This window comes from Streptomyces peucetius (assembly GCF_025854275.1).
Classification (GTDB): domain Bacteria; phylum Actinomycetota; class Actinomycetes; order Streptomycetales; family Streptomycetaceae; genus Streptomyces; species Streptomyces peucetius_A.
Map to the genome: position 1 here is coordinate 6,984,545 of NZ_CP107567.1, position 21,456 is coordinate 7,006,000.

Sequence of the window (21,456 nt, forward strand, 5' to 3'; positions counted from 1 at the left end):
CATGACGCAGCCGGCCACCCCGGCGCAGCAGGACGCGCCGATGCCCGCCGCCAAGTCCGCACCGGACAAGGGAGGTCCAGGCCGTCCGCTGGGACTGCGCCTCGACGTCCGCAACCTGTCGCTGCTCGGTGTTCTCGCCGTGCTCGTCGCGGTGGGCGGAATCACCAAGCCCGACGAGTTCCTCGCCACGAGCAATCTGCAGCTCGTCCTCACCCAGGCGTCCGTCATCGGTGTCGTCACCGTCGGCATGACCTTCGTCATCACCAGCGGCGGCATCGACCTGTCCGTCGGCGCGATCGTGGCCCTGGCCTCCGTATGGGCGACGACGGTGGCCACGCAGGAGTTCGGCTTCGCGGGCATCCTGTTCACCGCCCTCATCGTCGGTGTGGGCTGCGGACTCGTGAACGGGCTGCTCATCGCGTACGGGCGGATGGTGCCCTTCATCGCCACCCTCGCGATGCTCGCCTCCGCCCGGGGCCTCGCTCTGCAGATCACGGACGGCAGGACCCAGATCGTCACCGTCGACTCGGTGCTCGACCTCGGCATCCGGGACGCCTACATCCTCGGCATCCCGCCCCTGGTCCTCGTCTTCGCCGCCGTCACCGTCGTCGGGTGGCTCCTGCTCAACCGCACCACCTTCGGACGCCGCACCATCGCCGTCGGCGGCAACGCGGAGGCCGCGCGGCTCGCCGGCATCGACGTCCGGCGCCAGCGGCTCTACCTCTACCTGCTGTCCGGCCTGTGCTGCGGCATCGCCGCATTCATGCTGATCGTCCTCGCCGGCTCCGGCCAGAACACCAACGGCAACCTGTACGAACTCGACGCCATCGCCGCCGCCATCATCGGCGGCACGCTGCTCAGCGGCGGCCGCGGCACGATCATCGGCTCCGTCCTCGGTGTCCTCGTGTTCACCACGATCACCAACATCTTCGCCCTCAACAACCTCGAGAGCGCCGTCCAGCAGATCGCCAAGGGCGCCATCATCGTTGCCGCCGTACTCGTCCAGCACCGCACGCTGCGAGGCTCCGGCGACGCCTGACGCCTGGACCCCGCCCCCTCCCACTGACCTCCTCACGCCCGTCGCACCGCCCAGCTGAAGGGTTGATCCGCCATGCCAGAAATGCCAGCCACCAGCCGCAGAGGACTGCTGTTCGGCACCGCCGCGGTCTCCGCCGGCGCGCTGCTCACCGCCTGCACCAGCAACGAGCCCAAGACGGAGAAGCAGGCCACCGACAACGCCCCCGTCGCCGACGACAAGCCCGGCAAGCCCGTCACCATCGGCTTCGCCGGTCCGCAGGCCGACCACGGCTGGCTGAACGCCATCAACCAGAACGCCAAGAGCCGCGCCGAGAGGTACTCCGACGTCACCCTGGAGATCACCGAGGGCTCCAACGACACGGCGGCCCAGATCGGCCAGGTGCAGACCCTCATCAACAAGAAGGTCGACGTCCTGGTGATCCTGCCGGCCGACGGCAAGGCGCTCACCCAGGTCGGGCTCCAGGCGATGAGGGCGGGTATCCCCGTCGTCAACCTCGACCGGATCTTCGCCTCCCCGCAGGCGTACCGCTGCTGGATCGGCGGCGACAACTACGGCATGGGCCTCAACGCCGGCAACTACATCGGCGAGCAGCTGAGGGACAAGCCGAACGCCAAGGTCATCGAGCTCGCCGGGCTCGACAACCTGGAACTCACCAAGCAGCGCACCCAGGGCTTCGACGACGCCCTGAAGAACTATCCCAACATCAAGAAGGTGGCCCGCCAGGCGGCCGACTTCACCGTCGAGTCCGGCCAGGCCAAGATGGCGCAGCTGCTCCAGGCCCAGTCGCAGTTCGACGCCCTGTGGAACCACGACGACGACCAGGGCGTCGGCGCGCTGCGCGCCATCGCCCAGGCGGGCCGCAAGGACTTCCTGATGGTCGGCGGCGCCGGTGCCAAGTCCGCGATGGACGCCATCAAGGCCGACGACAGCGTGCTGAAGGCCACCGTCCTCTACCCGCCGACCATGGCCGCCTCCGCCATCGACCTGGCGCGCGCGCTCGGGCAGGGCAAGGGCGTCAGCGGCATGGCCGAGCTGGAGATCCCGGCCTCGCTGACCCTCTACTCGGCCGTGGTCACCAAGGACAACGTCGACCAGTACCTGCCCACCGGTTTCAACTGACCGGCGGCGTCAGGGGGCCCTGGCCGGGCCCCGCCCCCACCGAGCACACCGACGAGTCCGTGACTCCGACAAGGAGGAATCCGTATGGAACTGAGGGACAGTGAGGCCGCACCGCCGACACTCGGCGTCGGCATGGTCGGCTACGCGTTCATGGGTGCAGCCCACTCCCAAGGGTGGCGCACCGCAGGGCGCGTGTTCGACCTGCCGCTGCGGCCGGTCCTCGCCGCGATCGGCGGCCGTGACGCGGCCGCCGTGCGTGCGGCGGCCGACAAACACGGCTGGGCCGCGGCGGAGACCGACTGGCGCGCCCTCGTGGCCCGCGACGACGTGCAGCTCGTCGACGTCTGCACACCGGGTGACAGCCATGCGGAGATCGCGATCGCGGCCCTGGAGGCGGGCAAGCACGTCCTGTGCGAGAAGCCGCTGGCCAATTCGGTCGCCGAGGCGGAGGCCATGGTCGCGGCCGCCGAACGGGCCAGGGCGAACGGTCAGCTGGCGATGGTCGGCTTCAACTACCGCCGGGTTCCGGCGCTCTCCTTCGCCCGCCGGCTCATCGCGGAGGGCCGGCTCGGCACCCTGCGCCATGTACGGGTGACGTATCTGCAGGACTGGCTGGTCGACCCGGACTTCCCGCTGACCTGGCGGCTCGAGCGCGAGCACGCGGGGTCCGGGGCGCTGGGCGACCTCGGCGCCCATGTCGTCGACCTCGCCCAGTACCTGACGGGTGAGGTGCTGGTCGGGGTGTCCGCGCAGCTGGAGACCTTCGTCAGGGAACGGCCCCGGCTCGAGGGCGCCTCCGCGGGCCTGACCGCCTCCGGCGGTGCGGCGCGCGGGCCCGTCACCGTCGACGACGCGGCCGTCTTCACCGGCCGGCTGGCGTCCGGGGCGCTCGCCACCTTCGAGGCGACCCGGATGGCGACCGGCCGCAAGAACGCCCTGCGGCTGGAGATCAACGGCGAGCACGGTTCGCTCGCCTTCGACCTGGAGCGGCTCAACGAGCTGTCCTTCCACGACCATCACGAGCCGGCGGCGACGGCCGGGTTCCGCCGGATCCTCGTCACCGAGGCGGAGCACCCGTACCTGGAGGCGTGGTGGCCGCCGGGCCACGCGCTCGGCTACGAGCACACCTTCGCCCACCAGGCCCGTGACCTGGTGGAGGCCATCGCGTCCGGCACCGACCCGGTGCCGTCGTTCGCCGACGGGCTCCAGGTCCAGCGGGTGCTCGCGGCCGTCGAGGAGAGCGCGCAGAAGAACGCCGTCTACACCCCCGTCCAGGCGGTACAGGCTCAGGTCCGGCAGTAGTCCGCAGCGATCCGGCAGTAAACCGTAGCGATCCGGCAGGAAACCGGTTTGGAGGCACCATGCCACGCCCGTTCACACTGTTCACCGGCCAGTGGGCCGATCTGCCGCTCGAGGAGGTCTGCTCGCTCGCGCGGGACTTCGGCTACGACGGTCTGGAACTCGCCTGCTGGGGAGACCACTTCGAGGTCGACAAGGCCCTCGCCGATCCGTCCTACCTGGACGGGCGGCACGCGCTGCTGGAGAAGTACGGCCTCAAGTGTTGGGCGATCTCCAACCATCTGGTCGGCCAGGCCGTCTGCGACAACCCGATCGACGAGCGTCATCAGGGCATCCTGCCCGCCCGGATCTGGGGCGACGGCGAGCCCGAGGGCGTCCGGCAGCGGGCGGCGGCCGAGCTGAAGGACACCGCGCGCGCCGCGGCGGCCTTCGGCGTCGACACCGTGATCGGCTTCACCGGATCGTCCATCTGGCATCTCGTCGCGATGTTCCCGCCCGTGCCGGAGCGCATGATCGAGCGCGGCTACGAGGACTTCGCCGAACGCTGGAACCCGATCCTCGACGTCTTCGACACCGAGGGCGTCCGCTTCGCCCACGAGGTCCATCCCAGCGAGATCGCCTACGACTACTGGACCACCAAACGAGCCCTGGAGGCGGTGGACAACCGGCCGGCCTTCGGTCTCAACTTCGACCCGAGCCACTTCGTCTGGCAGGACCTGGACCCGGTGGGCTTCCTGTACGACTTCCGCGACCGGATCTACCACGTGGACTGCAAGGAGGCCCGCAAGCGTCTGGACGGGCGCAACGGGCGGCTCGGCTCCCATCTGCCGTGGGGAGACCCGCGGCGCGGCTGGGACTTCGTCTCCGCCGGGCACGGTGACGTGCCCTGGGAGGACGTATTCCGGATGCTGCGTTCGATCGGTTACGACGGCCCCATCTCGGTGGAGTGGGAGGACGCCGGGATGGACCGTCTCATGGGCGCGCCACAAGCGCTTGCCGATCTGAAGCGGTACGACTTCGAGCCGCCGACCGCATCCTTCGACGCCGCCTTCGGGGGCGGCGAGAACTAGAACAGGCCAGGTCCGGGCCCGGTGGGGGCAGTTGCCGCCGGGCCGGTCCGGGCTGCCCGGGTCCGCCTTTGTCCTGTGCTGGGAAAAAGTTCAACTTCTCCGCTGCACAAAGGCTTTCCGTCCAGGACGAACCCGGCTACGGTCCCATCTCGTGTACACGACATAGGTGGTTCGGGAGTGACGGCGCACTCCGGTTCCACGGCACACCGCCCGTTCGACCGGCATTACCGGAGGACATCCGTGCACAGAACAAGGCCCAGAGGCCGCAAGGCACTCGCACTGCTCACCGGCGGCCTTCTCGCCGCCACCTCGCTGGCCCTCACCGCGCCGACCACCGCGTCCGCCGCCGACCCCGAAGCGGCCGTCTCCGCGGCTGCCGACGAATTCCAGCAGGTCACCCTCGCCAAGGGCGGGGAGGAGACCGGCGAGCCCATGTCGCTGGCCGTGCTGCCCGACCGCAGCGTGCTCCACACCTCGCGCAGCGGCGAGCTGCGGATGACGGACGCGGCCGGCAACACCCGCGTCGTCGGCACCGTCCCCGTCTACTCGCACGACGAAGAGGGCCTCCAAGGCGTCGGCCTGGACCCGAACTTCGAGCAGAACCGTTTCATTTACCTCTACTACGCGCCGCCCATGGACACCCCCACGGGAGACGCCCCCAATGAGGGCACCGCGGCGGACTTCGCGAAGTTCGACGGCGTCAACCGGCTCTCCCGGTTCGTCCTGGGCGAGGACGGCACGCTGGACAACGCCAGCGAGAAGAAGATCATCGACATCCCGGCGACCCGCGGCATCTGCTGCCACGTCGGCGGCGACATCGACTTCGACGCCGAGGGCAACCTCTATCTGTCGACCGGCGACGACTCCAACCCCTTCGCCTCCGACGGCTACACGCCCATCGACGACCGTCCCGGCCGCAACCCCGCCTACGACGCCCGCCGCACCTCCGGCAACACCAACGACCTGCGCGGCAAGATCCTGCGCATCAAGGTCAACGACGACGGCTCGTACTCCATCCCCGAGGGCAACCTCTTCGCCCCCGGCACGGAGAAGACCCGTCCCGAGATCTACGCCATGGGCTTCCGCAACCCGTTCCGCTTCAGCGTCGACAAGAAGACCGGCATCCTCTACGTCGGCGACTACGGTCCCGACGCCGGCACCGCCGACCCGAAGCGCGGCCCGGCCGGCCAGGTCGAGTTCGCCCGCGTCACCGGCCCCGGCAACTTCGGCTGGCCCTTCTGCACCGGCGACAACGACCCCTACGTCGACTACGACTTCGCCACCAAGACCTCCGGCGCCACCTTCGACTGCGCCAACCTGAAGAACACCTCGCCGCACAACACCGGCCTCGTCGACCTGCCGCCCGCGCAGCCGGCCTGGATCCCGTACGACGGCGGCTCCGTCCCCGAGTTCGGCAGCGGCTCCGAGTCCCCGATGGGCGGACCGGTCTACCACTACGACGCCGGCCTCGACTCCCCGGTGAAGTTCCCCGAGGAGTACGACGGCGACTTCTTCGCCGGTGAGTTCGGCCGGCGCTGGATCAAGCGCATCGAGACGGCGGAGGACGGCACCGTCCAGTCGATCAACCCCGTCCCGTGGACCGGCACCCAGGTCATGGACATGGCCTTCGGCCCGGACGGCGCGCTGTACGTCCTCGACTACGGCACCGCCTGGTTCGGCGGCGACGAGAACGCCGGCCTCTACCGCATCGAGAACGCCACCGGCGGACGCTCACCCATCGCCGAGGCATCCGCGGACAAGACGTCCGGCCAGGCGCCGCTGCGCGTCACCTTCTCCGCCGCCGGGACCACCGACGCGGACGGAGACTCCCTCGCCTACAGCTGGGACTTCGGCGACGGGAACACCTCCACCGAGGCGAACCCCGTCCACACGTACGCCGAGAACGGCACCTACACCGCCACCGTCACCGCCAAGGACCCGACGGGCCGCACCGGCTCCGCCAGCGTCCACGTCGTCGTCGGCAACACCGCACCCGAGGTCAAGCTCGAACTGCCCGCCGACGGCGCGCTGTTCGACTTCGGTGACGACATCCCGTTCAAGGTGACCGTCACCGATCCCGAGGACGGCACCGTCGACTGCGCCAAGGTCACGGTCAACTACATCCTCGGCCACGACAGCCACGGCCACCCCATCACCTCGGCCAAGGGCTGCGAAGGCGTCATCAAGACCTCCGCGGACGGCGGCCACGACCCGAACGCCAACATCTTCGGCGTCCTCGACGCCGAGTACACCGACGGCGGAGGCGGTGGCCAGGCCGCGCTGACCAGCCACGACCAGGCGAAGCTGCAGCCCCGCCACCGGCAGGCCGAGCACTTCGACGACCAGTCGGGCATCAACACCTTCGACAAGGCCGCGGCCCACGGCGGGAAGACCGTCGGCGACATCCACAACGGCGACTGGATCTCCTTCGACACGTACAACCTGGCCGGCTCCAAGAAGCTCACCGCCCGGGTCTCCTCCGGCGGCTCCGGCGGCATCCTCGAGGTGCGCTCCGGTTCCGTCGACGGCAAGCTCCTCGGCTCCGCGGCGGTCCCCGTCACCGGCAGCTGGGAGACCTTCCAGGACATCGACGTACCCCTGCGGGGCGCCACCGGGAGGACCACGAAGCTCTTCCTGGTCTTCAAGGGCGGCGCGGGAGCTTTGTACGACGTGGACGACTTCAAGCTCTCCGACACCCCGGTCGACCGCACCGCCAACCGCGTCCTGGTCTTCTCCAAGACCTCCGGATTCCGCCACGACTCCATCCCGGCCGGCGTCGCCGCACTGAAGGAACTCGGCGCGAGCGGCGACATCACCGTCGACGCCACCGAGGCGGCGGGCCAGTTCACCGCCACCAACCTCGCCCGCTACGACGCCGTCGTCTTCCTCTCCACCACCGGTGACGTCCTGAACGCCGACCAGCAGAAGGCGTTCGAGGACTACGTCGCCGCCGGCGGCGGCTACATGGGCGTCCACGCGGCCGCCGACACCGAGTACGAGTGGGAGTTCTACGGCGGCCTCGTCGGCGCCTACTTCGACTCCCACCCGCAGATCCAGCCCGCGACCGTCCGCGTCGAGGACCACGACCACCCGGCCACCGCCCACATCGACGGCCCCTGGGAGCGCACCGACGAGTGGTACAACTACCGCACCAACCCGCGTGAGCAGGCCCGCGTGCTCGCCACCCTCGACGAGACCACCTACGAGGGCGGCACCATGAAGGGCGACCACCCGATCGCCTGGTGCCAGGCGTACGAGGGCGGCCGCGCCTTCTACACCGGCGGCGGCCACACCAAGGAGTCGTACGCCGAGCCGGCCTTCCGCAAGCACCTCCTCGGCGGCCTGCGGTACGCGACCGGACAGGTGAAGGCCGACTGCAAGCCCCGCACCGGCTACCGCGCCATCTTCAACGGCGAGACGCTGGACGGCTGGAAGCAGGCCGGACCGGGCAGCTTCGACGTCGTCGACGGTGAACTGCACACCAAGGGCGGCATGGGCATGCTCTGGTACCAGGCCAAGGAGCTCGGCTCGTACTCGCTGAAGCTCGACTGGAAGATGGCAGGCGACGACAACTCGGGTGTCTTCGTCGGCTTCCCCGCCTCCGACGACCCGTGGTCCGCGGTGAACAACGGCTACGAGATCCAGATCGACGCCACCGACGCCGCCGACCGCACCACCGGCGCGGTCTACGGCTTCCAGTCGGCGAACATCGAGGCCCGCGACGCGGCCCTGAAGCCGCCCGGCCAGTGGAACAGCTACGAGATCCGGGTCCAGGGCGAGCGTCTGCAGGTCTTCCTCAACGGAGAGAAGATCAACGACTTCACCAACACCGACCCGGCCCGCAGCCTCAAGGACGGCTACATCGGCATCCAGAACCACGGGGCCGACGACCAGGTGTCCTTCCGGAACATCCAGCTGAAGAAACTGCCCTCGTAGGCCCCTGGGCCAGGGCCGCCCCAAGAGCCGGCGGCGGGCGGGGAGGCGCCGTACCCCCCGCCCGCCGTCCTCCACCCCATCGCAACAACCACCTGGCAGGGAGGCAGCCCGTGACAGACGGGAACGCACGCACCGGAGTCTGGTTCGTCGGAGCACGCGGTTCAGTGGCCACCACGGCGGTCGCCGGATGCGCGGCGGTCACCGCCGGACTGCACCCGCCCACCGGCATGGTCACGGAAACCCCGGCCTTCACCGGTACCGGGCTGCCCGCCCTGCACTCACTCGTCTTCGGCGGACACGACACCGCCCACTGCCCGCTGCCCAAGCGCGCCGAACACCTCACCGACGCGGGCGTCCTGCCGCACGGGCTCGCCTCCGCGGTCCGGGCCGATCTGGAGGCCGCCGACCGTGAGATACGTCCCGGCGGGCCCGGCGCCGGCGACACCCGCACCGACGAGGAACTGATCGCCGCGTTCGCGGACGACATGACGTCCTTCAAGGAGCGTCTCGGGCTCGCCCGGGTCGTCGTCGTGGGCGTCTCCTCCACCGAACCCCTCCCTGAGGCGGGCGCGCTGCGGCTGCCGCCCAGCTCGCTCTACGCGGCCGCCGCCGTGCGGGCCGGCTGCCCCTACGTCAACTTCACCCCCTCCACCGGGCTCCGCACCGAAGCCCTCACCGACACCGTCGCGGCCAGTGGACTTCCCCACGCCGGCCGCGACGGCAAGACCGGCCAGACGCTGCTGCGGTCGGTGCTCGCGCCGATGTTCCTGCAACGCGCCCTTTCCGTCAGGGCGTGGTCGGGCACGAACCTGCTGGGCGGCGGCGACGGTGCGGCGCTCGCCGACCCGGCCGCGGCCGCGGCGAAGAACGCCGGCAAGGAACGCGTCCTCGCGGACACCCTCGGCCATACACCGGAGGGCGAGGTCCACATCGACGACGTCCCCGCGCTCGGCGACTGGAAGACCGCCTGGGACCACATCGCCTTCGACGGCTTCCTCGGCTCCCGGATGATCCTCCAGACCATCTGGCAGGGATGCGACTCCGCTCTCGCGGCCCCCCTGGTCCTCGACCTGGCCCGTCTGCTGGCCCGCGCCCACGAGGCGGGCCTGGCCGGGCCGCTGCCCGAACTCGGCTTCTACTTCAAGGACCCGGACGGCGGCCCGGCGGGCCTGTCCGAACAGTTCACGGCCCTGCTGTCCTTCGCGGACCGCCTGCGGGAGGCGCGGTGATCCGCTTCCTGCTCTCCCGGGCACGCTTGCGGGACTGGGCCGAACTGCTGCGGGTGTCGGCGCTGTTCACGGTGCCGGGCGACGCCCTCGCGGGCGCGGCCGCGGCCGGGCTGCGCCCCAACCGGGGCACGGCGTACGCGGTGGGCGCGTCGCTCTGCCTGTACGAGGCGGGCATGGCGCTCAACGACTGGTCCGACCGCGAGGAGGACGCCGTCGACCGGCCGCACCGCCCGATCCCCTCGGGCCGCATCACCCCGCGCGCGGCCCTGACCGCGGCCGGTGCCCTGACCGCGACGGGCCTAACCCTCGCCGCCCGCGCCGGCCGCCCCGCGTTCGCCGTGGCCACGGCCCTGTCCGCCACGGTCTGGGCCTACGACCTGCACCTGAAGCACACCCGCGCCGCCCCGGCCACGATGGCCGCGGCCCGCGGCCTGGACGTCCTTCTGGGCGCGACAGCAACGCACTCCGCCGCGCTTGCGACGGGCGCGTCGACCGGTGCGGCACGGCGCGCAGCCGCCGCAGGGCGCCCGGGGGCAGAGCCCCTCGCCCCGCTCGCGACGGGCATGCCGCCCCGTGCGGCGCCGCGCGCAGCTGCCGCGGGGGGCCTGGGGGCGGAGCCCCCGAGGTCCCGTCAGGGTTTCGGGAAGGGGTGGGGTGGGGGACTTTCCACCTCGGCCGGCGCCGTCCGCGCCGCCGGCTCGCCCCGGCCGGGTGCGTCCGGGCCCGCGGCTGGCGCCCCGCTCGCGGGCATGCCGCCCCGCGTGGCACGGCGCGCGGCTGCCGCGGGGGGTTCGGGGGCGGAACCCCCCGGGTCCCGTCAGGGTTTCGGGAAGGGGCGGGGTGGGGGACTCTCCACGCCGGCCCGGGCCGCCCGCGTCGCCGCCGCGCTCGCCGCGCACACCTACGCCGTCACCTCCGTGTCCCGCCACGAAACGCAGGGCGGCTCGACGACCACACCCCTTGCCGCACTCACCGCCACCGCCGCCCTGGGCGCCGCACTGGCCCGGCCACCCGCCGGGCCCGCCCCCGTCCTGTTCGCCGCCGCGTACCTCCGTACCGCCGTCACGCCGTACCTCCGCGCCGCCCTCAACCCCTCCCCTCCCCTCACCCAACGCGCCGTCGGCGGCGGGATCCGCGCCATGATCCCGCTCCAGGCCGCTCTCGCCGCACGGTCCGGCGCGGGCGGCACCGGGCTCGCCGTGATGGCGCTCGTACCGATCGCCCGCAAGCTCGCGCGGAAGGTGAGCGTCACATGAGCACGAGTACGAGTACGAGTACGAGCACGAGCACAGAGACGACCGCAGAACCACTCCGCCTCGGCTACGGCACCAACGGCCTCACCGACCTCCGTCTCGACGACGCCCTCGGCCTCCTCGCAGACCTCGGCTACGACGGCGTCGGCCTCACCCTCGACCACATGCACCTCGACCCGCTCGCCCCCGACCTCGCCGCGCGCACCAGCCGCGTCGCCCGCCGGCTCGGCGAGCTGGGCCTGACCACCACCGTCGAGACCGGCGCCCGCTACGTCCTCGACCCGCGCCGCAAGCACGGCCCGTCCCTGCTCGACCCCGACCCGGACGGCCGGGCGGCCCGCACCCGGCTGCTGGTGACCGCCGTGCAGGTCGCCGCCGACCTCGGCGCGCACGCCGTGCACTGCTTCAGCGGCATCACCCCGCCCGGCACCGACGACGACACCGCGTGGAAGCGTCTGGAGGAGGCGATCCTGCCCGTGCTCGACGCGGCCGCCTTCGCCGGTGTGCCGATCGCGATCGAGCCCGAACCGGGCCACCTCCTCGAGAGCATCGCCGACTTCCACCACCTGCGCACGTCGCTCGGCAATCCCGCGCCCCTCGGTCTGACCCTGGACATCGGCCACTGCCGGTGCCTGGAGCCGGACTCGCCCGAGGAATGTGTCCGCGCGGCCGCGCCGTGGCTGCGGCATGTGCAGATCGAGGACATGCGCCGCGGGGTGCACGAACATCTGCCGTTCGGTGAAGGGGAGATCGACTTCCCGCCCGTGCTGGCGGCGCTCGCCGCCACCGGCTACCAGGGCCTCACGGTCGTCGAGCTGCCCCGCCACTCCCACGCGGGCCCCGAACTGGCCCGCCGGTCCATCGAGTTCCTCCGCACCGCAGTCACGAAGGGAGCACCGGCACCGTGACGCAGACCGCACCCTGGACCCGCGCGGACGTCGGCGCCCGGCTGGCCGACGACGCCGCCCGCGCCTGGCTCGACGAGGCGCTGGCCGACGCCGCCCGGGCGGCGCAGGCGCCCCCCGTCGAGTCGTCCCCGTACACCTCGCACAGCTGGGAGCTGAGCTTCGCCGCCGCCGGGCGGCACTGCGGCCAGGACAACGCGGACGCCGTCCGTACGCTCCTGCTCGTCGAGGCCCGCGCGGGCGTCGAGACCCTGACGCGGCTCTACCGGCAGGGCAGCGCCGCAGAACGCCGCGCCGTGCTCCTGGCGCTGCCGGCCCTGGTCGACGGCCCGTGCGCCGTGCACCTCGTCGACGACGCGCTGCGCACCAACGACACCCGCCTCGTCTCGGCCGCCGTCGGCCCGTACGCCGCCGCTCATCTCGACCCGCACGCCTGGCGGCACGCCGTCCTCAAGTGCCTGTTCACCGGCGTGCCCCTGGACGCGGTCGCGGACCTGGCCGTACGGGCGGCCGGTGACGCCGAACTCGCCCGCATGCTCACCGACTACGCCGCCGAGCGCAGCGCCGCCGGCCGCGACATCCCCCACGATCTCGAGCGCGCGCTCACCCTGACCGGTGAGCAGCCCCAGCGGCCCCAGGAGCTGTGATGCGTATCTTCGACCCCCACATCCACATGACCTCCCGCACCACCGACGACTACGAGGCGATGTACACGGCCGGGGTGCGCGCCCTCGTCGAACCGTCCTTCTGGCTCGGCCAGCCCCGGACCTCCCCGGCCAGCTTCTTCGACTACTTCGACGCCCTGCTCGGCTGGGAGCCGTACCGCGCCGCCCAGTACGGCATAGCCCACCACTGCACGGTCGCGCTCAATCCCAAGGAGGCCAACGACCCCCGCTGCACGCCCGTTCTGGACGCGCTGCCCCGCTATCTCGTCAAGGACTCGGTCGTCGCCGTCGGCGAGATCGGCTACGACTCCATGACGCCCGCGGAGGACACGGCGCTCGCGGCGCAGCTGCAGCTCGCCGCCGACCACGGCCTGCCCGCGCTCGTCCACACGCCGCACCGCGACAAACTGGCCGGTCTGCACCGCACCGTCGACGTCGTCCGTGAGTCGTGCCTGCCCATGGACCGGGTCCTGCTGGACCACCTCAACGAGACGACCGTGAAGCCCGCCCGTGACAGCGGCTGCTGGCTCGGCTTCTCCATCTACCCGGACACCAAGATGGACGAGGACCGGATGGTCACCGTCCTGCGGACGTACGGGACGGAGAAGGTCCTGATCAACTCGGCCGCCGACTGGGGGAGAAGCGACCCGCTCAAGACCCGCAAGGTCGGCGACGCCATGCTCGCCGCCGGTTTCACCGAGGACGACGTCGACCAGGTCCTGTGGCGCAACCCGGTCGCGTTCTACGGGCTCAGCGGCCGGCTCCAGCTCGACGTCCCGAAGCCGGAGGCCCTGCACGAGGGCAACTCCGTCCTGCGCGGCGGGGAATGAGAGGAGCCACGGATGCGCTTCCGTCACCCCGACGGCTCCACCGTCCACCTCTCCTACTGCACCAACGTCCACTCCGCCGAAACCCTCGACGGCGTCCTCGCCCAGCTGCGCGACCACTGCGAGCCGGTACGCAGACGCCTGGGCCGTGACCGTCTCGGCATCGGCCTGTGGCTCGCCAAGGACGCCGCCCGCTCGCTGATCACGGACCCGGCCGCGCTGCGGGGACTGCGCGCGGAACTGGAACGGCGCGGCCTCGAGGTGGTCACGCTCAACGGCTTCCCCTACGAGGGTTTCGGCGCGGAAGAGGTCAAGTACCGCGTCTACAAACCCGACTGGGCGGACGCCGAACGCCTCGCCCACACCACGGACCTGGCCCGTCTCCTCGCCGCCCTGCTGCCCGACGACGTCACCGAGGGCACCGTCTCCACCCTGCCCCTCGCTTGGCGGACCGACTTCGACGAGCGCGCGGCCGCCACCGCCGGTGCCGCGCTGACCACCCTCGCCGAGCGGCTCGACGCACTCGAGGAACTCACCGGCAAGTCGATCCGGATCGCCCTCGAACCGGAGCCGGGCTGCACGGTGGAGACCACCGCCGACGCGATCGGACCTCTGTCCGCACTGCCCGGCAGCCGTATCGGCGTGTGCGTCGACACCTGCCATCTCGCCACCTCCTTCGAAGACCCGGAGACCGCCCTCGCCGCTCTTGCCGCGGCGGGCGTGTCCGTCCCCAAGGCGCAACTGTCCGCCGCCCTGCACGCCGAGGAGCCTCATCTGCCCGAGGTGCGCGACGCGCTGGCCGCCTTCGCGGAGCCCCGCTTCCTGCACCAGACCCGGACCCTCACGGCCGCCGGACTGCGCGGCACCGACGACCTCGGCCAGGCCGTGGCCGGTGACACGCTCCCCGACGGCGGGCCCTGGCGCGCCCACTTCCACGTCCCCCTGCACGCCCCGCCCGCCGCACCGCTCACCTCCACCCTTCCCGTGCTCCAGGACACCCTGACCCGGCTCGTGGGCGTCCCCGAACCCCGCACCCGCCATCTCGAGGTCGAGACCTACACCTGGCAGGCCCTCCCGGCCGAGCTGCGCCCCCGCACCCGCACCCAGCTCGCCGACGGGATCGCCGCGGAACTCACCCTCGCCCGCGACCTGCTCACCGACCTCGGCCTCAAAGAGCTGCCGTGAAGGACGTGAAGGAACTGCCATGAGCGACCAGCGCCCCACCCCCCTTCTGGTCCTGGACGTCGTCGGCCTCACCCCCCGGCTCCTCGACCACATGCCCCGCCTCAAGGCGTTCGCCGCGGCCGGCTCGCAGGCGAACCTGACCACCGTGCTGCCGGCCGTCACCTGCGCGGCGCAGTCCACCTTCCTCACCGGTACCCTCCCCGCCGAGCACGGCATCGTCGCCAACGGCTGGTACTTCCGCGAACTCGGCGACGTACTGCTGTGGCGCCAGCACAACGGCCTGGTGTCCGGCGACAAGATCTGGGACGCGGCCCGACGCGCCCACCCCGGCTACACGGTCGCCAACATCTGCTGGTGGTACGCGATGGGTGCCGACACCGACATCACCGTCACTCCCCGGCCCGTCTACTACGCCGACGGCCGCAAGGAACCCGACTGCTACACCCGTCCGCCGGCCCTGCACGACGAGCTGACCGAGAAGTTCGGCACCTTCCCCCTGTTCCGCTTCTGGGGCCCCGGCGCCGACATCGTCTCCAGCCGGTGGATCGCCGACGCGACCCGCCACATCATGCGCACCCGGCGGCCCGATCTGACCCTGTGCTACCTGCCGCACCTGGACTACGACCTCCAGCGCTACGGCCCCGACGACCCGCGTTCCCACCGCGCCGCCGCCGACCTCGACGCGGTCATCGGCCCACTGCTCGACGACGCCCGGCAGGAGGGCCGGACCGTGGTCGCGCTGTCCGAGTACGGCATCACCCGGGTGAGCCGCCCGGTCGACATCAACCGGGCGCTGCGCCGGGCCGGACTGCTGGAGGTGCACACCCAGGACGGCATGGAGTACCTCGACCCGATGGCCTCCCGTGCCTTCGCCGTCGCCGACCACCAGCTGGCCCACGTCTATGTGCGCCGGCCCGAGGACCTCGACGCCACCCGCGAGGCCCTGGCGGACCTGCCCGGCGTCGACGAACTCCTCGGCGACGAGGGCAAGAAGGCTTACGGGCTCGACCACCCCCGCTCCGGCGAGCTCGTCGCCGTCGCCGAACCCGATGCCTGGTTCACGTACTACTACTGGCTCGACGACGCCCGCGCCCCCGACTTCGCGCAGCTCGTCGAGATCCACCGCAAGCCCGGCTACGACCCCGTCGAGCTGTTCATGGACCCGCACGACCCGTATGTGCGGCTGAAAGCCGCGGGGGCCGTGGCCCGCAAGAAGCTCGGCATGCGCTACCGCCTCGCGGTCGTGCCGCTGGATCCGTCACCGATCCGCGGCAGCCATGGCCGCCTCCCCGCGAGCGACGAAGAAGGTCCGCTCGTCCTGTGCTCCACCCCCCGCGCCGTGTCGGGCCGCGTCGAGGCCACCGAAGTGAAGTCCCTGCTGCTCCGGCTGGCCGGCCTCCACTGAGGCGGCGACCGTCACACCTCCGCACCCCCGTGAAGGAAAGAGAGATCATCGTGACCGCGTTCAACGACGAATCCGCCACCGGTGAAAGCCTGCGCCGCACCCTCGGCGTCAGCCGCCGCCGTTTCCTCAGCACCTGCACCGCCGCCGCTGCCGCGGCGGTCGCCGCCCCCGTCTTCGGCGCCTCGCCCGCCCTGGCGGCGGACACGGCGGACGACAGAGCCGCGGACCACGGACGCTCGGCGCTGGTTCCGCCGCACAAGCGCGGCATCATCCTCTACACGGTCCGCGACGCGACGGGCCGCGATCCGCTGTCGACCGATCTGCCGTCCGGTTTCCGTGAGGTCTTCAAGGAGCTGTCCCGCCACGGCTACCAGCAGGTGGAGTTCGCCGGCTACCGCCAGCACGCCAACGCCCCCGATGGCGCGAACCTGGAGACCGTCGAGGGCGCAAAGCTCCTGCGGTCGTGGCTGGACGAGTACGGGCTGCGGGCGCAGGGCAACCACGGCTTCATTCCGGGCTCCTGGCCGCTGACCCCCTCCGACCTGGACCGGTTCAAGCAGTCCCTGGAGATCGCCAACATCCTCGGCATGGGCCACATGGGCACCGGCGGCGACCCCACCGGCAGCTCGTACCGGGCCGACTGGGACGTCGCCGCCGACAAGTGGAACGCCCTCGGTGCCATCGCCCGCAGTGAGGGCGTCAAGCTCTACACCCACAACCACGACTCGGCGTACGGCTTCCTGCTCGACGGCGGACCGCTCGACGACCAGGGCCGGCCGACCCGCAGTTCGGGCATCCGCAAGCTGGAGTACTTCCTCCAGGTCACCGACCCGCACGTCGTCTGGCTGGAGATGGACATCTACTGGGCGCACGTGGCCCAGTACAAGTTCCACACCTACACCGCCCACGACGGCTCACAGCGGGAGCAGGTCTTCGACCCGGCGGGTCTGGTGGCCCGGCACAATGTGCGCTATCCGCTGTTCCACGCCAAGGACGGCACGGTCAACACCCAGAACGGCCAGGGCTACGACATGGTGACGTTCGGCGAGGGCGACATCGACTACCGCACGTTCTTCCGGCGGGTGGGGGCGAAAAACTACCACAACCCGATGATCGAGCACGACGGCGCACCGAGCGCCACGGTCCCTGGGCAGTCCCTCGAGGTCGCCCGGAAGAGCTACCTCAACCTCGCGGCGCTGCGCGCCCGCCGCTGACCCGGCGGCGGCCCACCCGGTGGCCTGGGGTCCACCGGGCGGGCCGCCGTCCAGCCGTTCTGCCCGGTTCGGCGCCCCGGCCTCGATCCTCCGGGCGGCCTCGACCGCCTCGGCGGCCAGCGTCAGGTCCACCTCCGGGTCCCGGCTGCGGTAGCTCATCGAGAGGAGCACGTCGACCAGCTTCGGCAAATACGCCTTCGGGTACACCTCCGCCAGAACCCGGTAGGCGTGGACCTGTTCGAGCATGCTCAGTCGACCGGAACCCAGCAGCAGCACGCGGGCCCGCAGCACCGCGTCGTGATCGATCTTCTCCATGTTCCCCCTGTCTCCGGGCTATTCGAGAAAGGGATTCTGGGAGTCGGGGAGTGGCTCGGACAAGGCTCACGAACTGTGCGTTCCGTCCTACGAAAAGCGCCGCTGACCTGTCATGATGGACATGCTCCCGTAGTAGTCCACCGGATGCGTGGGCGGCAGGGCCGGAACCCGCTCACCAGCACGTCGTCTCATTCCATGAGGACGGCCGGCAGCCACCGGGCTTCATGGCCTCCCAGCCTGTGATCCCGCATCGAGGAGTACTCCTTGTGACGATGAGGCGGGAGAACACGGCGAGGCCCTGCACGACCTCGAGCGGGAAGCTCGGGTCGATGCGGATGACGGACCGCACGCCGCCCCAGTAGTCGTATGCCACGGCCTTGCGACCGCCGACCACGATGCCGATGGGCTCGGTGCGTCATGGTGCTCTCTCATCCCTGCGCCTGATGTGACGAACCGCTTGCGGGCTGGAGGGCGAGCATCGGCCCAAGGTGATCGATGGTGGGGTCCGCCACCGAATTGGACACCCCGCAGGGCGGCGCGAACTGCCGCGTCGTCAAGTCCATGCACCGGTACGCCGCCACCAGCTTCCAGAGGGCCCGCAGGCGCAGCCCGGTGAACGGGCTGTCCAGACACTTCAGGCGCGCAGGAAGTCAATTCGTTGCGCTGACTCCGTGTGTAGCCTGTCGATCTGTTCGAACGGATGAGGGGAGTTGAGGGTGGACGCGGAACGCCGGCGCGTGGGCATCCGTCTCCCCGAGGGGTCTTGGTGGGACTGGGACGTTATTGCCTGGGACGCCGCTGAGCTTCGGCTGGCGGCCGCGCATGATCTCACCTACTACCACGGCTTGGAGTTGGTCTTCGGGGACCCGACTCTTGTCAGCTGCCCGGCAAAATTCCTCGACCCGGTGTTCCGCGCGCCGACGAGCGAGGAGTTCGCGAGAGTCGCCCGCCAGATCGGTGAAGAACCGCCTGTCCTTGTCGCCTTCGAGGCGGATGCGGGTGGGCCGGAGCCGGTCTCGTGTCTCATCGCGGCGGAACGGATCGAGGTCGTGCAGGAAATCGTTTTGCGGTACTGGCGCGACGACGTAACTCCTGGTCAGCGCTTCGCACCGTGGGTGGTCCAGCCCCCGACGCCGCAGGCGGGCCAACCGGCGACCACCAGGACAGACGCAGGTGGGAGGGCAACGTCCTCGTCGAAGCGGCGGCCGTGCCGGAGGCATTGGTAGAGCTGCCCGATCATGCGGTTTTCAAAAGGGTTCCGCTGGCCGGCTGCGTGCCAGCCGCCCAGCAGGTTTAGCAGGTCGGTCAGCCGGTCGCGAAGGGAGTCGAGATCGGTGAGGGCGGCGACCACGGCCGTGGGCAGCGTCGAGTTTTCCATTGCGAGCTCCATATGGCTTCGTGAACGAATCCGTATGGAGGGAGATCAAGTCGGCCTCAGCATGCACTTCCTGGAAGCCTGCTGAACGGGATGAAGCCGAGGAACGCGCGTGCCTCGAGGTTGTGCTGCGTCAGCCCTGTGTCATCGCGCATCGTTGGACCTCCGGCAGACGCCAGGATCCGGTGCGGAAAACTCGGGGCAAGAGCGGGCGTCACCGTTGTTCGATGTATCCCGATCTTGTGGCAGTCGAAACAGAACGTCGCTTTGAACGAGGCCCGGTCGAGGAAGCTCGCGTACGCGCGGATTCCCTGGCCACGCGGCGTCGTGTGAACCGCGCTGTGGATCGCGGCCGTCGGGCCGATGGTGACCCGGTCCGGATCCGCGCAAGTCGGGAGACAAAAGACGCTACCGACCGGTAGTAAGAACGTCGCCTGCCGTCCATCATTAAGCGCGAGCATGTCAACTCGTTCGGTCGACCCGGGCCGGACGGGCTACCTGAGCTGCCTCCACACCCAGGAGAACCCCCCATGCGTGCACGCATCTGGACGGTCCGCACCACCGCGACCGCCGCCGCCCTGACGTTCGTCGCGGCCCTCCCCGTCGGCTCCGCCCACGCCGAGACCACACAGGCCGCAACGGCCGCGCAGACGCAGAGCGTCGACTACGGCACCTGGCTGCGCGATGTCGCCGCCGTCGTCGACGAGGCCCGGCCCTACATCGAACAGCGCACCGCCGACGCCGACGGCGAGAAGCAGGCGATCGTCCTCGACATCGACAACACCTCGCTGGAGACGCACTTCCACCCCTTCTGGGAGCTGCCCACGCCGGCCATCGAGCGGATGCGCGAACTCGCCCGCTACGCCGACTCCCGCGGCGTCGCCGTCTTCTTCGTCACCGCGCGCCCCGGCATCATCCACTCCCTCACGGACTGGAACCTGAAGCGGGTCGGCTACCCGGTCGACGGCCTCTACGTCCGCGATCTGCCCGACCTGTTCAACGAGGTCAGCGCCTACAAGACCGAGAAGCGCGCCGAGATCGAGGCCAAGGGCTACACGATCATCGCCAACATCGGCAACAACACCACCGACCTGGTCGGCGGCCACGCCGAGCGGACCTTCAAGCTCCCCGACTACGACGGCCAGTTGTCGTAGCCGCCCCCGCCCCACCCGTGACAGGCCCTGAACGGCGCCTCAGCCCACATCCCGGCTGATCGGCTGCGGATTGGCCGTGATCCGGCCCTTCCGCGGCCGTCCCGGCTGATACAGGAACGTCGCCACGAAGCCGGCGAACAACGAGATCGACCCGGCCAGCACGAACGCTCCGCCGTAGCCCCAGGCGCCGACCACCACGGCGCCCATGCCCGAGCCCAGCAGACCCGAGACCAGCTTCGAGCTGTAGACGAGCCCGTAGTTGGAGGCGTTGTTGTTCTCACCGAAGTAGTCCGCGGTCATCGCGGCGAACATCGGGAAGATCGCGCCGCCGCCGAACCCGGAGATGCTGGAGAAGAGCAGGAACAGCGGCAGGTTGTGGATGTTGCCCGACCAGAGAATGCCGTACTGCGAGAGGCCGAGCACGATACAGACGAAGATCAGGCACTCCTTGCGGCCGTAACGGTCGGAGAGCCAGCCGATCACACCGCGGCCCGTACCGTTCACGATCGCCTTGAGCGACATCGCCGTCGCGACGATCCCGCCCGCGAACCCTGCCTCGTCACCGAACGGTACCTGGAAGGCGATGCCGAAGATGTTCACGCCTGACGTGCACAGCAGACAGAACCACATCAGCCCCACACGGCCCGTCTGCCATGCCTCCTTCGGCGTGTACTGCTTCACCGCCGGAGGGTTCTTCTCCAGCGCGCGCCGCGCCCGCGGGTCGTCGGGCTTGCGCAGCGGGTCGACCTCCGCCGGCCACCAGTTCTTCGGCGGGTCCTGGAAGAAGAAGCCCGCCACGGCCACCGTGGCGGCCAGGAACAGGCCGACACAGACCAGCACCCAGCGGAAGTTCGTCAGATCCATGTAGCCGGTGAAGATGAACACGAACGGCACAGAACCGTAGGCGAAACCACCGTTGACGAAACCGGTCTTGCCGCCCTTGCGCTCCGGATACCACTTGCCGACCATGTTGACGCAGGTCGCGTAGACCATGCCCGCGCCCATGCCGCTGAACATGCCGAAGCCGATGTAGGCGACCACCACGTGCGGCGCGTACGCCAGTGACAGATAGCCCAGCAGGGTGCCCACCGCGCCGAGCATCATCGCCCACCGGGCCGGCAACTTGCCGCTCTCCCGCAGCTTTCCGGCCGGGAAGGCCACGGCGGCCTGGAAGAAGACCCAGACGCCCAGCATCCAGAAGATGTGCGCGCTGCTCCAGCTGTGCGCGGTGTGCAGGGTGTCCTCGGCGGACGCGAACGCGTACTCCGCCGAGCTGATGCCCATCATGCCGATCCACGGCAGGATGACCATCCACTTGCGCTTGCGGCCCATGATGTCGATATCGGACTCGCCGATCCGGTACACGCGCCCGCCTGCGTCCGTCACCTCCCTGTAGGGGACGGATGTGGAGATGTCGGTTGTCGTCATGGTGATCGAACCCCTCGCGTGGAAGAAGTCTGGCCAGC

16 protein-coding genes and 1 pseudogene are annotated in these 21,456 nt (G+C 70.5%); 14 read left to right on the top strand and 3 right to left on the bottom strand.

Annotated elements, in window-relative coordinates; all coding sequences use genetic code 11:
- Position 1 precedes the first annotated feature (1 nt).
- From OGH68_RS31550 to OGH68_RS31610, 13 genes are all read left to right on the top strand, one after another.
- Positions 2–1,039, top strand: coding sequence for an ABC transporter permease (locus tag OGH68_RS31550; protein WP_264248778.1), 1,038 nt, complete (start codon positions 2–4; stop codon positions 1,037–1,039).
- Positions 1,040–1,120: 81 nt separating this feature from the next.
- Positions 1,121–2,158: a substrate-binding domain-containing protein gene (locus tag OGH68_RS31555; RefSeq protein ID WP_264248779.1), complete on the top strand. Its 1,038-nt coding sequence runs from the start codon at positions 1,121–1,123 to the stop codon at positions 2,156–2,158.
- An 84-nt stretch (positions 2,159–2,242) separates the two neighbouring features.
- A complete protein-coding gene (locus tag OGH68_RS31560; RefSeq protein ID WP_264248780.1) occupies positions 2,243–3,460 on the top strand; it encodes a Gfo/Idh/MocA family protein in 1,218 nt (405 codons plus the stop codon).
- 59 nt (positions 3,461–3,519) lie between these two features.
- The gene (locus OGH68_RS31565; RefSeq protein WP_264248781.1) at positions 3,520–4,527 is read left to right on the top strand and encodes a sugar phosphate isomerase/epimerase family protein; all 1,008 of its coding nucleotides are present in this window, start codon (positions 3,520–3,522) and stop codon (positions 4,525–4,527) included.
- A 240-nt stretch (positions 4,528–4,767) separates the two neighbouring features.
- Positions 4,768–8,463, top strand: coding sequence for a ThuA domain-containing protein (locus tag OGH68_RS31570; RefSeq protein ID WP_264248782.1), 3,696 nt, complete (start codon positions 4,768–4,770; stop codon positions 8,461–8,463).
- Between the two features lie 110 nt (positions 8,464–8,573).
- Positions 8,574–9,692 carry an inositol-3-phosphate synthase gene (locus tag OGH68_RS31575; RefSeq protein ID WP_264248783.1) on the top strand — a complete coding sequence of 373 codons (1,119 nt, stop codon included), beginning with the start codon at positions 8,574–8,576 and terminating at the stop codon, positions 9,690–9,692.
- Positions 9,689–10,948: a UbiA family prenyltransferase gene (locus OGH68_RS31580; RefSeq protein ID WP_264248784.1), complete on the top strand. Its 1,260-nt coding sequence runs from the start codon at positions 9,689–9,691 to the stop codon at positions 10,946–10,948. The genes OGH68_RS31575 and OGH68_RS31580 overlap by 4 nt, the downstream gene beginning before the upstream one ends.
- Positions 10,945–11,853: a sugar phosphate isomerase/epimerase family protein gene (locus tag OGH68_RS31585; protein ID WP_264248785.1), complete on the top strand. Its 909-nt coding sequence runs from the start codon at positions 10,945–10,947 to the stop codon at positions 11,851–11,853. Before OGH68_RS31580 ends, OGH68_RS31585 begins: the two co-directional genes overlap by 4 nt.
- Complete coding sequence (locus OGH68_RS31590) at positions 11,850–12,497, top strand: EboA domain-containing protein (protein WP_264248786.1); 648 nt, start codon at positions 11,850–11,852, stop codon at positions 12,495–12,497. Before OGH68_RS31585 ends, OGH68_RS31590 begins: the two co-directional genes overlap by 4 nt.
- Positions 12,497–13,345 carry a TatD family hydrolase gene (locus OGH68_RS31595; protein WP_264248787.1) on the top strand — a complete coding sequence of 283 codons (849 nt, stop codon included), beginning with the start codon at positions 12,497–12,499 and terminating at the stop codon, positions 13,343–13,345. Before OGH68_RS31590 ends, OGH68_RS31595 begins: the two co-directional genes overlap by 1 nt.
- Before the next feature lie 12 nt (positions 13,346–13,357).
- Positions 13,358–14,527 carry a metabolite traffic protein EboE gene (gene eboE, locus OGH68_RS31600; protein WP_264248788.1) on the top strand — a complete coding sequence of 390 codons (1,170 nt, stop codon included), beginning with the start codon at positions 13,358–13,360 and terminating at the stop codon, positions 14,525–14,527.
- A gap of 19 nt (positions 14,528–14,546) precedes the next feature.
- Positions 14,547–15,932 carry a nucleotide pyrophosphatase/phosphodiesterase family protein gene (locus OGH68_RS31605; protein WP_264248789.1) on the top strand — a complete coding sequence of 462 codons (1,386 nt, stop codon included), beginning with the start codon at positions 14,547–14,549 and terminating at the stop codon, positions 15,930–15,932.
- Positions 15,933–15,982: 50 nt separating this feature from the next.
- On the top strand, positions 15,983–17,146 hold the full coding sequence (locus OGH68_RS31610) for a sugar phosphate isomerase/epimerase family protein (protein ID WP_264248790.1): 1,164 nt from the start codon (positions 15,983–15,985) through the stop codon (positions 17,144–17,146).
- Positions 17,147–17,922: 776 nt separating this feature from the next.
- Here OGH68_RS31610 and OGH68_RS31615 read toward each other — a convergent pair.
- A pseudogene (locus OGH68_RS31615) lies at positions 17,923–18,045 on the bottom strand (IS5/IS1182 family transposase); the annotation flags it as partial.
- Positions 18,046–18,557: 512 nt separating this feature from the next.
- Positions 18,558–18,839 carry a hypothetical protein gene (locus tag OGH68_RS31620; RefSeq protein WP_264248791.1) on the bottom strand — a complete coding sequence of 94 codons (282 nt, stop codon included), beginning with the start codon at positions 18,837–18,839 and terminating at the stop codon, positions 18,558–18,560.
- Positions 18,840–19,366: 527 nt separating this feature from the next.
- On the opposite strand from OGH68_RS31620, the gene OGH68_RS31625 reads away from it, so the two are divergent.
- The gene (locus OGH68_RS31625; protein ID WP_264248793.1) at positions 19,367–19,990 is read left to right on the top strand and encodes an HAD family acid phosphatase; all 624 of its coding nucleotides are present in this window, start codon (positions 19,367–19,369) and stop codon (positions 19,988–19,990) included.
- A 39-nt stretch (positions 19,991–20,029) separates the two neighbouring features.
- Here the strand turns inward: OGH68_RS31625 and OGH68_RS31630 are convergent, their stop codons facing one another.
- Entirely contained in the window at positions 20,030–21,418 is a 1,389-nt protein-coding gene (locus OGH68_RS31630) for an OFA family MFS transporter (RefSeq protein WP_264248794.1), read from the bottom strand.
- Positions 21,419–21,456: the final 38 nt, after the last annotated feature.